The following is an 11,537-nucleotide window of genomic DNA, read 5'->3' as shown; positions in this document are numbered from 1 at the left end:
GGTGGCTGCGGGCGATCTTGGTCGAGAACCCGTCTGCCAGGAGCTTCGTCGTTCCGCAGATCCGTCCAACACGCGGCCAGCATCGTCAGGTTGGAAAAGGCTCACTGCTGCGGACGGCACTGGGGAACGAACCGTCACCTACCCCATCACCTGGAACACCGGCCAGCAGTCCACCATCACGGCCAACAGGGTGGTCAACGTCGTCGGCACGGTCCTCACCGTCACCCTGACCGGCACCGTCACCAGCGGCCTGTTCGCAGGCCAAACCGTCGCGGAACAACACGTCGGACCCGCCACCGACATCCTGACGTGCACGCTCGGACTCGGCACGGTCCGCAGTGTCTACTCCACCGTCCTCCTGGAGATCACCCCGCCCGTGTGAGAGCGAGAGGAGCCCCCAGCCATGGTCGGGGCGTCGTGGGAGAAAGCCGCAGCGCCCTCTTCCACGACGCCCCAAGGTGATATGCCCCCGGCTGTCCGTTGCGGTGCGAAGTACCCCCCGGCCGTCCCGGCCGACGGCTGCAGCGAGGCCTTGAGAGCGCGCCTCGCTCACTGGTGCCGCCTCTCTGGTCAGCTGGTCAGCTCTCATCCATGAGCGGGCTGGGACCGTACCTCTGGGAAATCAGGCGGGCCTCAGCGGCGGGGCACGGTCCACGACCAGGCGCTCGCCCACCCCGGTGGCCGTGGTGGCGTCGGGCCGGAGGTAGCCGAAGCCGCCCAGCTCGCCGACCGCCTTGCGGAAGGCGTCGCGGCCCTCGGCAGCCAGACGCTCTTGGCGGGTGAGGGAGGGGAGTTCGCTGACCGTGGGTGCCTGGCCGGGAACGTAGCCGAAGGCGAGTTCGGCCAGGATGCCGCGGGCGCGCCAGATCAGGCGCATGTCACGCATCGCCCTCGCGCACACCACCCGGCCGTGAACGGGCAGCGCGCTGGGGACGGGCCACTGCGGCGCGGTGGTGTTCAACGGGAGTAGCTCCTTTGGCCAGTGGGATTTTCCGGGGCAGAACGGCGTCGTGCTGGTACCGGTGTCGGCCATGCGGCCGAGGCCCTTCCCAGGTCGCGGCAGTGATCGCCAGGCGCAGCTCGGCACCGGTCCAGGCCTCGGTGGCCAGCAGAGGATGCGCTGCGCCTCAGCAGCGCGGACAGCCGGCGCCCGATCCGGTCCGGCACCGGCCCCAGCGCGCCGACCATGACCACCGGGACCGCCTCCACCACAGTGGCCAGGACCTGGGGCCAGTGGCGGCCCGGCTCGTCCACCCACAGGCCCGCACCCAGCTGCGGCAGCCCGGCGGCGGCCCAGCCGGCCGACCCCGCGCTGGCCTCAGCGGCCAACGCGAGGAGCAACGGCATGTCCCCGCTGGCGCTGACCGCGGCGCCAGGCCGGATGCGTCCGCAAGGGAACAACGAGCTCAGCGGTGTGGCGGCCGGTCTACCGGCATCGCCATCCGCTCGCTCACTCGCCACCGGCACTGCACACACCAATTCTCGAACATTAGAACGGAAGAATCAGCCAGCCATGCCCGAAAGCGCCGCAAGGAGGTACCCGAGCCGACTTCACCACCGGTCACACCGGATGCCCGCCCGTCCCCGCCCCTGCCCGCGAGAACGCCACCGCCCCTCCGGCGGCCACCAGCAAGGACCGCATGGGCCGCCGACCATCAGCGGCCCATGCGGTCGACAACTGGGTCCGGCCGTACTTCACCGACGCCTCCACATCGGCGCCGACCGACTTCCTCGGGCCGCGGGACGGCTCGGGGGCGGGGGCGGGCGCGTCGCCCCAGAGGCAGTCGGCGAGCTGGGGGCCAGCCACAGGTCGTAGTCCGCGGTGTCGCCGGGAGCGGATTCGTTCGCCGGCCGGGCACAGTCACACCAAGCGGGTGGCGGTGTGGCAGCCGGTGGTCCGGCGCACCTCGGCGAGCAAGCCTTCACAGACTGGGTGTTCGGGCTGCCCGGTGGGGAGATGAGCGGTTATGAGCGTGGTGGTGGACCCTGGCGTGGCGTGCGTCCGGTTGGCCCAGCGGGCATGCACTCAGGGCATACGCCCGTAATGTCGCGATCAGGGTAGCGATCACCGCCGCCGCCCACCACCACCCCGTGAAACGAGGACGCAGATGAGTACGCAGACCCAGGGGTCGCCCGCGCCGGCGGCGATGCACGCAGCGGGACGCCGGGCCGGGCGGTGGTGCGCCGCGGTCCTGCTGACGGGTGCCGCGGCGACGCTGAGCGCCGGCCCGGCCAGGGCAGGCGACCTGAACTTCTACTACGGGGCCAACAACCCCGAGAGCCCCGTCCCTGTCATCGCGCCGGGTATGACAGGCCCGGTGAAGTTCGGCCTGACGAACGTCTCCGGCCTGCCCACCACCGCCGCCCAGTGGACCCTCGACGTGAACGCGCCCCCACACACGACGTTCGCGGACACGACCGTGACCACCATCGGCGCCGGACCGGGCCCGTGGACCTGCCAGATGTACGGACCGTACCCCGGCGGGCCGGGGAGCATCCCCGTCGACTCCGGCGGCAACGAGCTGAAGTGCACCAGCACCAGCCAGTACACCTGGCCGGGCCAGCCCACGGCCTTTCAGTGGCAGGCGAACGTCACAGTCGACTCCAACGCCCCCTATGACACCACCCTCACCGGCACCTCCGGCAGCAACACCGTCCTCGACGGCACCGCCGACCTCCGCGCCTACCAGGACTGCCCCGCCGGCGGCCCCGACCAATGGGCCACCTCTTACCCCCTTTACCGGATGACCCTCGCCGTGCACACCCCGCCCAGCCCCCAGCAGACCTGACGTTGCCGCTGCGGCCAGGCGGCACAGCCCCTCAGCCAGCGCCAGTACGCCGACGAGGGCGTTGTCCCCCTGATCGAAGATCTCCAGGCATCCGGCCACCTACTTCCTCAAACGCCAGCTCACCCTGCACGGCGTCAGCCTTGACCGCGTCCGTGCCGACTGGAGCTTCCCCTTGATCGTGGACACCTGGAGACTGGGACGTGTGAGCCCAGGGGAAGCAGTGCCAGGTGGGAAGTAAGTACACGAAGCGGTACACCGAGGAGTTCAAACGGGACGCGATCGCGCTCGTCGACTCCACGACCCGCACGGTGACCGAGGTCGCCCGGGACCTCGGCATCAGTCCGGAGTCGCTGCACGGCTGGTACAAGCAGGCCAGGGCGGCCGAGGTGAGGGCCACCCCGGCGAGCTCACCTCAGCGGAGCAGGAGGAGCTCAAGCGGATGCGCAAGCTCGCTGCCGAGCAGGCCAAAGAGATCGAGGTCCTGCGAAAAACCCGCGTCCTTCTTCGCGAAAGAGAGCGATCGATGAACGAGATGTACGCGTTCATCGAGGCGGAGAAGACCACCTATGGCGTCGCTTTCCCGTGCCGGCTGCTGAAGGTGGCCAGCTCCTCCTTCTTCTACGCCTGGCTCGCCACGGCGAAGGCCCGGACTGTCCACAAGGCGGCCGACGAGGCCCTGGCCCACGAGATCACCGTCATCCACGTCGCCTCCCGGGGCACCTACGGGGTTCGGCGCGTCCACGCCGAACTGCGGCGTCTGGGACGGCGCGTGAACCGCAAACGGGTCGCCCGTCTGATGCGCGAACACGGCATCCAGGGCGCCCACCGCCGCAGACGCCGGTCGCTGACCCGGCCGGACAAGAAGGCGAGGCCGGCGCCCGACCTGATCGGCCGCGACTTCCGTGCCCAGACGCCCGGCACGAAGCTGGTCGGGGACATCTCACCTTCCTGCCCACCGCCGAGGGCTGGCTCTACCTGGCCTGCTGGCTGGACCTGGCTCCCCGCGAGGTCGTCGGCTACGCCACGGCCGACCACCACCGAGCCCCCCTGGTCGTCGACGCACTGAACATGGCCCACGGCCGGGGCTCTCTACAACCTGGATGCATCGCACACTCAGATCGCGGCAGCGAGTACACATCCACTGAATTCCGGCGTGAGATACGTGAGTTGGGGCTGCGGCAGAGCTGCGGACGCACCGGATCCTGCTTCGATAACGCCGCTGCGCGAGTTTCTGGGCCCTGCTCAAGGAGGAGATCGGCACCCGCGTCTGGCCCGACGGGGCCACCGCCCGTGTTGAGGTCTTCGCCTTCATCGAGACGTCCCACAACCGCCGCCGTCTGCGCAAGCACAAGGTCTTCGGCTACCTCACCCAGCCGAGACCAGACAGCGGCACCATCACGCCCTCGCGGCATAACGAACACGCGTCCAACCTCACGGGGAAACTTCAGTATCGAGGCACACCCCAAAGGGCGGCAGGTCTTCGCTCCGAGGGGCCAGGTCCCCGCTCATCACGGAGCCGTATCTGGCTCCTCCTGGAGTCGGGCGGGCTCGACGTGGGCGATGCGGTCCCTGCGCCACAGGACGATCTGCGTGGTGCCGGATCCGTACCAGCCCGTGCCGGTGGCCGTGCGCAGCCTCGGATCGACCTGCTCCCAGTACGCCAGGCGTCGCCGGTAGCGCTCGTCGATCCCGCAGGGGGCGGCAGTGAGGACGGTGGGGCGGTCGTCGCGCAGCCACGCCACGGTGTGCTCCAACCAGCCGCTGTCGGGGTGGGAGACCCCGTAGCGGGTGCACCGGCAGTCGGGGGCGAACAGTGCGCACCGCTTGCTCCTGGCACGCCCCAGCCACAGCGGGCAGCAGTCGGCACGGCTCTGCCGCAAACCGTGGCGCTCCGCCCAGGCCACCAGCACCTCCTGGCGGACCCGCGCGTGAGCCGCGCGCCGCTCGTAGGCACCGGGGTCCAGGGAGATCAGGCTGAGTGGCGGGGGCTCCAGGCCGTAAGGCCAGCAGATACCGACGTCGTCCTGCCCCAGAACGACGGCGGCACGCTCGTAGAGGTCGGTCACGCCCGGGGGCAACGAGCCGGTTCCGGCGTTGGTGTCGCACGGTGCGTCCGTCCGGGGCATGGGCGACCGGGCCTGCCTGCGGGATACGGATGCCTCGGACGGCCCGCACGACGTGGAACCCGCTGTGACCACCACGCCGTCGTGGGCCGCCCCGACCGTGGTGTTCGACGGGACCGCCTGGTGCGACTCGGGCATGCTGCCGATCTCCTCCAACCCCACCAGCGACCGTCTCTACCATGGCCTCTCTGGCTCTGTGCTCGTTACCTCGCGCTCAGCCGTCCGGAGCCGCTGTGGAGTCCGGGAATCCACTCGTCCAGCCCCCCGCCCGGGGCAGACCACTCCTTCATCGCGGAACGCCGGTAGCAGACCTGCTCGATGGTCTCGGCGTACTTGTCACGCGGGCCCGAAGCCACCGCTTCGTTGTACCGCTGCGTCCAGTAGCTGTCGGGGACCCAGTAGGCGACCTCGGAGACCACGTCGTCCTGCGGGACCAGGGCCTGACGCCGCACCAGGTCGAGCGCCTGGGCGACGTCGGGGACACTCACGGTGATACCTCGCTCCGCGAAACGGTGCACCAGTTGCTTGTCTACCGCGTCGATGCCGTGCTGGCGGGCGGCTTCCAGTGCCTGGACGGCCGCCGCGTGCCCGTCGGACAGGAACTGTCTGTACGGGTCGCCGCCCCTCTCCAGCCGTGCGAGGGCTGCCTCATGGGTCAGTCTGCCTCGGCTGCGGGCCGCCAGGCCCGTCACCACCATGTCCCGCTGCACCGCCGCCACAATGGCTGCCAGGTCCGTGCTCTCACTCACCTGGCCACCGTGCACCACACCGGGCACCGTCATCGGAACCGACGCGCACACACAAGGCGCAGAACCGATCCGCCGGTCTCCTCGTTGAGCGGGCCGCGCTGGACGGCGCCTGGGAGGAAAGGGCCCTGCCGCAGACTCGTCATGGCTGCTGGCAGGACCCTTCGCTGTGAAGGAGGCGACTGATTCGGGCGCCCCGACAGGCGCGCCCACGGCCTGGCCTCAGCGCTCATCGCAGGGGCCGTCGGTGCAACAGGGCGAACGGGCCTGCCCGGCCGCGACGTCTGCGGATCAGCCGTCGGGCACGCTGCGCGGGGCGGCTGTGCCACCGTGACCGCCCCGCGCGTCCGCCAGCATGTCCGTTCAAGCCGTCGCCTGCGGTACGACGCGCCGATGGTCGGATCAGAGTGTGTGACGTGACACGATGCGGCCGGTCGTACGTCCTGGGCTCGCGCGAGCAGCCCGGAGAGTCGGCCTGGGGAAGGCGACGGGACCGGAGCCCGTTCGGCTGGACGACTGTTGTCGCGCGCAGCCGCCCGTGGGGCGGAGGCTTCCGGGTCTCGGCGTGTTGTATGTCGCCGGGGATTCAGAACTTGCCGCCGTTGGCCACCTGCTCCGGCTCGGGGATCAGCTCGGTGACGTTCCCGTGTTCGACGATCAGCCCGTCCCCCAGCCGGAAGATGTCGAAGACCGCCGAGGACACTCCGTCCCGGACGGTCTCGCTGAGGGTGGCTACGGAGTCGCCTTGGCCGACGAGATGGTGGACCTTGCGGTACTCCAGTCGTCTGCTCCCGGCGGCTGGAGCGGAGGCGTACGCGACCAGGCCTTCGGCGCCATCGGGAATCTCAGGATCGTGCTGGATGCAGCTTCTGGAGCTGACGAACTGCTCGATCCGGTCGAACCGGCCGTCCCGCAGCACCGTGGCGATGAAGTCCGCCACCGTCTGTTCGTTCGCCTCGGTATGTTCCAGGTCCGTCGCCTGACCGGGCCGTCGGTCTGGCCGTCCTCGATGGCACACACGCACCACCCGGATGTCCTGGTCAGGATTGCGCTCCAGGAACGACTCGAAGAACGCACTGAACCCCGACCTGCCGTCGAGCACGCCGGTGGAGTGCTGGACATAGCGCTCCCCGACGTACTTCTCCAGCGCCGCATGGACATCACCGTCCCGGATGCCCTCCAATAGGGGCCCTTCGCGTTGTCCAGCTTCGCGGTCACAGCGCCATTCTCGACGTCTCGGCGTGCTGCCGCACGGCACGGGAGGCGGGCGGGTGTCGGCGCCCGTTCCGCCGGGGCCCCTCACGGGGTGGCTTCGGGCATCGCCGAGCTGACCCTCTGCTGCCCTTCGACGGTGTTCAGCGTGAAGGTGAGGGTGAGGGTGAGGGCGACCCGCACGGATACTCCACCGACAGGGTGAAGGACTTCACGTCGCTACTCGGTTCCCCCTCGCCGAGGCGAACGACCGACTCGACGCCAGCCGTCAAGGTCCAGCTTCCCTTGAAGTACCAGCGCATTCCCCCGGCTCGGGCCTGTTCGCTCTCCTCCTGCCAGCCTCGCCGGACCAGAGCCGCGAAGACCTTGCCCGGGATAGCGCAGCCGGCCTGTGCCGCGTACTGGCCGAGGAGCAGCACACCACACGGCTTCAGCTGCTCGGGCAGCGGCTCGTTCACCTGCTGCACTCCGGATTCGGCCAGCAGTGCCGAGAACTGGACGCATACGGCATCCCTGGTCCGTTTCTCGCCGCCAGGCGGCGGGGTGTGCACGGGCGGCCAGTGAAACGTCGTGGCGGGCACGGTGTTCCGGGTCGGTTGCCGACCGAGGTCACCTCCCGTACCGCAACCTGCCAGGACCAGTGCGGCGACGAGCCCAGAGGCCGTGACGTACAGGCGCCTCAACGGTCCGTTCCGCGCGACCGGGGGTTCCACCGCTCCGCGATCGCTGTTCCCCCGCACGGTTCCCCTCCGTGGCCGGGCCGCCCCGGCCCGGTGATCACTGCGGAAGTCTCCCATGCCATGGGAGGGGGCAGAAGTGCCAGTCGATCCGCGTTGTCCGGACCCGGCGATGACCGCAGAGCGTCCCTCCACTCCCCTAGATACTCCTTTTATCCTTTTTAGCAGCTTTAGATGAATATATACACCTATACCCGTAGGTAATGGCCGCCAGAAGACAGCTGTCCGCGCAGGAACCCGCCTGCGCGCCCGAGCAGAAGAGGCTCTCGTGGTCATGCAGGCTTTCGTCGTCGACTCCTTCGACCGTCCTCCCGCGCTCCGTGAACTGCCCGTACCCGAGCCCAGGCCGGGAGAGGTGTTGCTCCGGGTCGAGGCGGCCGGGGTCAATCCGATCGGCTGGAAGGCCGCCGCCGGCGCGCTGGCCCGCCGCGGCTCCCCTGCCCGTTCCCGTTCGCCCTCGGCTTCGACGTCGCGGGCACCGGCACCACTGTCGGCGAGAACGCCGCCTTCCAGACGGGGACGCGGTTTTCGGGATACGCCGGCCCGCCACCATCGCCCAGCAACCATCGGACTCCTTCGCCCGGTACATGATCGCCTCACGGGACTCCGCTGCTCTGACGGTGCGGCCACCTTCCCTGCATCCGGTCCCGGCGGCAGTGCTGGCGATGACCGGCGGCACCGCCCTGACCCTGGCCCGTTGGCTGGATCCGGCTCCCGGGGAAAGGCTCCTGGTGGTCGGTGCGACCGGTGGGGTCGACTCCTACGCCGTGCAACTGGCCGCCGCGCGCGGCGCCCACATCATCGCCGTTGCCTCCGGTGACGACCACGACTACGCCCGCTTCCTGGGCGCCGCAGAAACCGTCGACCACCGGACTCAGGACACCTCCCAGGCCGTCCGCGCCGCCCACCCCGACGGCATCAATGCCGTGCTCGATCTCGTCAGCTCCCGCGAGACGCTCGCCGACCGCATCGTCCCGCTGCTGCGCGAGGGAGGCCGACTGGCCACTACTGTCTTCGCCCCGACACCGACGCCCTGGCCGCCCGCGGCATCAAGGCCGTCAACTTCAACTACGACGCCACGGACGACGACACGGCCGAGCTCGCACGCCTGGTCGTCGCCGACCAGCTCCACATCCCCCGAACCGCCATATACACCCTGACCGACGTCGACCAGGCCCGCAGCGCCTCGGCCGCAGGCCACGTCCGGGGGAAGATCGCCGTCACGGCGGGCCGGACGGCAGAGGCTTCCTAGGCGGCATAGGCCAACCCCTCCCCCTTCGAAAAACCCTCCCCAGCCCGGACTGCCGATGTCCCGTTCAACGGATTACGTGTTGAGGTATCGCCCAAGCGGGGTCCGTGTCCCCGTCGAGGACGGGGACACGGACGGCTCTCCTCGGTGTCCAGTACGCGGTCATCCGGTGCATCCCCCCTGTGGTTCATCCACGACCATACGGCCCAAACTTCCAGGGAGCTCCTTCAACGATCGGGTGATTCGCAGGAAAAACCGCGGGGTGACGGAGCGTCGGGTGTCAGGATGGGGCGCATACAGAACGTGTATTTCGACATCGCCGTGGACGGCAAGGACGCTGGCCGCATCGTCTTCCGGCTCTTCGACGACGTCGTCCCCGAGACCTCGCGCAACTTCCGCCAGCTCGCCACCGGCCGGCACGGATTCGGCTACGCGGGCTCCGCCTTCCACCGTGTCACCCCCCAATTCATGCAGGGCGGCGACTTCACCCATGGCAACGGCATGGGCGGCAAGAGGATCTTCGGCGACACCTTCGCCGACGAGAACTTGGGCCCTGACCCCGGATTTTGGACACCGGAGAGACTTGGATCTTGATGGTCCAGGAGAACGGAGTCCCCGTGGGGATGAAGCACTATCCCGCCGAGTTCAAGGCGGACGCGGTCGCGTTGTACCGCTCGAGGCCAGGAGCGACGATCAAGTCCGTCGCCGCCGGTCTCGGAGTGAACACCGAGACGCTGCGGAACTGGCTCCGGGCTGCCGACGGACGCCGGCCCGGCGCCCACTCCGCGCCGCCGGCGGCTGCCCGGACCGGCGTCGACGATGTTCAGGCGGAGCTCGCCGCGGCCCGCAAAAGGATCCGTGAGCTCGAGGAAGAACGCGACATCCTTCGCAAGGCGGCCCGGTATTTCGCGACGAAGACGCGCTGGTGAACCGCTGCCAGTTCGTTGAAGATCACCAGCGCCGTCACGGCGTGAAGCGGCTCTGCGGCATCCTCGGCCTGTCCCGCTCCAGCTTCTACTACTGGCGCCGCACCGCGGCCGCCCGGGCGGCCCGGCAGACCGTCGAGGCCGACCTCGCGGCTCGGATACGCAAGGTCCACCAGGACTCCGACGGTACTTACGGGGCCCCCAGGATCACCGCCGAGCTCCGCGACGAGGGCGGCGTGGTGGTCAACCACAAGCGCGTCGCCAGGATCATGCGGACCATCGGGCTCGAGGGAGTGCGTCTGCGCCGCCGGCACCGCACCACCCTCGCGGACCAGGCCGCGGCGAAGGCACCGGATTTGATCGGCCGTGACTTCACTGCGGCCGCGGTGAACACGAAGTACGTCGGCGACATCACATACCTCCCGGTCAGCGGCGCGAAGCCGCTCTATCTCGCGACCGTCATCGACCTCGCCTCACGCCGTCTGGCCGGGTGGGCGATCGCCGGTCACACGCGCACCGAGCTCGTCATCGACGCCCTGACGGCTGCCGAACGGACCTGCGGGAATCTGGCCGGAGCGATCATGCACACCGACCACGGATCGCAATATACGAGTCGGGCGTTCGCTGAAATCTGCAGGTCAGCAGGGGTCCGGCAGAGCATGGGCGCGATCGGGTCCAGCGCGGACAACGCCGCTGCGGAAAGTTTCAACGCCGCCTTCAAGAGAGAGACGCTCAAGGGCCGCAAAGGCTGGTCGAGCGAGCGCGAGGCCAGGCTCGACGCCTTCCGCTGGCTGACCCGATACAACACCCAGCGCCGGCATTCCCGCCTCGGTCAGCGGTCTCCGATCGCCTACGAGAACGACGTCCACCCAGCACCAACTACCCTGACCCAAGCCGCATAGACGTGTTCAAAATCCAGGGTCAAGGCCCCTTCGACTCAAGCACGACCGACCCTTCCTGCTGTCGATGGCCAACCGCGGCCCGCACACCAACGGCTCCCAGTTCTTCGTGACGACCGTCGTCACCCCCTGGCTGGACGGCAAGCACGTCGTGTTCGGCGAGGTCGTCGAGGGCAAAGAACTCGTCCAGCAGATCGAGGCCCTCGGCTCGCCCAGCGGGGACCTGAGCTCCGGCGTCGTCATCAAGGAGAGCGGCACCCTCGCCTGAGGGCTCGGTTCACATGAGCGGCACCGCTCCTGGACGCTCAAAACAGGACCGGATCGGGCTTGCCGCGAGCAGCTGGGGACGGGTCGAAACCGGCACAGCCCGTAGCTCCTCACCGTCGTGCCGTCCGGCGAGACCATGCCCTGTGGCGCCCGCCAGCCCCTCTACAGGTCGAGCACCGCGCGCAGCGCCTGGTCCACGCGTGTCATCGTCTGCGTGGGTGCTGTTCCGGCACACATCGCGCCCTCGAGCCGGGCTGCGCGCAACTGCTGAAGGTTCACGGCCACAGCGGTGCACCCCACCAGGTCGTCGATCACCACGGACATGGCGGTGTCGGTCCGCGGCCATGCGGGTTCCCGCGACCCGCGCCCTGATCTTGGCGAATGCGGTGTCCCGGGGAGTCGACTGGTCGTCGGCGAAGGGGGCGAACCCGCAGTCGTCGCAGGTACCGAGCTGATTCACCGGGATGTATTGCGCGGCTTCCAGAACCCGGTCCCGTACCTCTTCCGGTGTCTCCACTTCGGGGTTGATGGGATCGGTCACTCCGATGAAGACGCGCTGGTTGGGTTTCACGTGGTCGCGCACCATCGC

At 69.2% G+C, this 11,537-nt stretch carries 13 protein-coding genes and 5 pseudogenes; 9 read left to right on the top strand and 9 right to left on the bottom strand.

Annotated elements, in window-relative coordinates:
* A pseudogene (locus tag IE252_RS43820) lies at positions 1-382 on the top strand (hypothetical protein); the annotation flags it as partial.
* Positions 383-622: 240 nt separating this feature from the next.
* Here IE252_RS43820 and IE252_RS42305 read toward each other — a convergent pair.
* The 3 genes from IE252_RS42305 to IE252_RS42300 form a co-directional block, all read right to left on the bottom strand.
* Positions 623-961 (bottom strand): hypothetical protein, encoded by a 339-nt coding sequence (locus IE252_RS42305; RefSeq protein ID WP_229849161.1) that lies wholly within the window; start codon positions 959-961, stop codon positions 623-625.
* The gene (locus IE252_RS44610) at positions 958-1,347 is read right to left on the bottom strand and encodes an ImuA'/RecA-like NTPase (protein ID WP_506417307.1); all 390 of its coding nucleotides are present in this window, start codon (positions 1,345-1,347) and stop codon (positions 958-960) included. The genes IE252_RS42305 and IE252_RS44610 overlap by 4 nt, the downstream gene beginning before the upstream one ends.
* A gap of 214 nt (positions 1,348-1,561) precedes the next feature.
* Complete coding sequence (locus IE252_RS42300; RefSeq protein WP_190094844.1) at positions 1,562-1,807, bottom strand: hypothetical protein; 246 nt, start codon at positions 1,805-1,807, stop codon at positions 1,562-1,564.
* A gap of 301 nt (positions 1,808-2,108) precedes the next feature.
* On the opposite strand from IE252_RS42300, the gene IE252_RS42295 reads away from it, so the two are divergent.
* The 4 genes and pseudogenes from IE252_RS42295 to IE252_RS44485 all read left to right on the top strand — a co-directional run.
* The gene (locus IE252_RS42295) at positions 2,109-2,789 is read left to right on the top strand and encodes a hypothetical protein (protein ID WP_190094843.1); all 681 of its coding nucleotides are present in this window, start codon (positions 2,109-2,111) and stop codon (positions 2,787-2,789) included.
* A 227-nt stretch (positions 2,790-3,016) separates the two neighbouring features.
* Positions 3,017-3,316: a transposase gene (locus tag IE252_RS44490; protein WP_190094842.1), complete on the top strand. Its 300-nt coding sequence runs from the start codon at positions 3,017-3,019 to the stop codon at positions 3,314-3,316.
* The gene (locus tag IE252_RS42285) at positions 3,313-3,855 is read left to right on the top strand and encodes an IS3 family transposase (RefSeq protein WP_190094841.1); all 543 of its coding nucleotides are present in this window, start codon (positions 3,313-3,315) and stop codon (positions 3,853-3,855) included. The genes IE252_RS44490 and IE252_RS42285 overlap by 4 nt, the downstream gene beginning before the upstream one ends.
* Positions 3,783-3,935 (top strand): annotated as a pseudogene (locus tag IE252_RS44485) (IS3-like element ISGmo1 family transposase); the annotation flags it as partial. The gene IE252_RS42285 and the pseudogene IE252_RS44485, both read left to right, overlap by 73 nt.
* Positions 3,936-4,297: 362 nt before the next feature.
* Here the strand turns inward: IE252_RS44485 and IE252_RS43815 are convergent.
* The 4 genes from IE252_RS43815 to IE252_RS42265 all read right to left on the bottom strand — a co-directional run bounded on the left by IE252_RS43815 (position 4,298) and on the right by IE252_RS42265 (position 7,451).
* Positions 4,298-5,050, bottom strand: coding sequence for a hypothetical protein (locus tag IE252_RS43815; RefSeq protein WP_229849160.1), 753 nt, complete (start codon positions 5,048-5,050; stop codon positions 4,298-4,300).
* Between the two features lie 65 nt (positions 5,051-5,115).
* A complete protein-coding gene (locus tag IE252_RS42275) occupies positions 5,116-5,661 on the bottom strand; it encodes a hypothetical protein (protein ID WP_190094840.1) in 546 nt (181 codons plus the stop codon).
* A 583-nt stretch (positions 5,662-6,244) separates the two neighbouring features.
* Positions 6,245-6,841 (bottom strand): nuclear transport factor 2 family protein, encoded by a 597-nt coding sequence (locus tag IE252_RS42270; protein WP_190094839.1) that lies wholly within the window; start codon positions 6,839-6,841, stop codon positions 6,245-6,247.
* Between the two features lie 172 nt (positions 6,842-7,013).
* A complete protein-coding gene (locus tag IE252_RS42265) occupies positions 7,014-7,451 on the bottom strand; it encodes a hypothetical protein (protein ID WP_190094838.1) in 438 nt (145 codons plus the stop codon).
* Between the two features lie 743 nt (positions 7,452-8,194).
* Between IE252_RS42265 and IE252_RS42260 the strand changes: the two genes are divergently transcribed.
* From IE252_RS42260 to IE252_RS42245, 4 genes and pseudogenes are all read left to right on the top strand, one after another.
* A complete protein-coding gene (locus IE252_RS42260) occupies positions 8,195-8,767 on the top strand; it encodes a zinc-binding dehydrogenase (protein WP_190094837.1) in 573 nt (190 codons plus the stop codon).
* Between the two features lie 374 nt (positions 8,768-9,141).
* Positions 9,142-9,402 (top strand): annotated as a pseudogene (locus tag IE252_RS42255) (peptidylprolyl isomerase); the annotation flags it as partial.
* A 71-nt stretch (positions 9,403-9,473) separates the two neighbouring features.
* A protein-coding gene (locus IE252_RS42250; protein ID WP_190094836.1) for an IS3 family transposase occupies positions 9,474-10,684 on the top strand; the annotation gives its coding sequence in 2 pieces (ribosomal slippage) (positions 9,474-9,765 and positions 9,765-10,684; 1,212 coding nt in all).
* Between the two features lie 34 nt (positions 10,685-10,718).
* A pseudogene (locus IE252_RS42245) lies at positions 10,719-10,949 on the top strand (peptidylprolyl isomerase); the annotation flags it as partial.
* A gap of 161 nt (positions 10,950-11,110) precedes the next feature.
* On the opposite strand, the gene IE252_RS42240 reads toward IE252_RS42245, so the two are convergent.
* On the bottom strand, positions 11,111-11,272 hold the full coding sequence (locus tag IE252_RS42240; protein ID WP_229849159.1) for a hypothetical protein: 162 nt from the start codon (positions 11,270-11,272) through the stop codon (positions 11,111-11,113).
* A gap of 10 nt (positions 11,273-11,282) precedes the next feature.
* Positions 11,283-11,537 (bottom strand): annotated as a pseudogene (locus IE252_RS44220) (5-methyltetrahydropteroyltriglutamate--homocysteine methyltransferase); the annotation flags it as partial.

Source organism: Streptomyces melanogenes (assembly GCF_014649795.1).
Taxonomy (GTDB): Bacteria; Actinomycetota; Actinomycetes; order Streptomycetales; family Streptomycetaceae; genus Streptomyces; species Streptomyces noboritoensis.
This window is presented reverse-complemented; position numbering and strand designations above follow the sequence as displayed.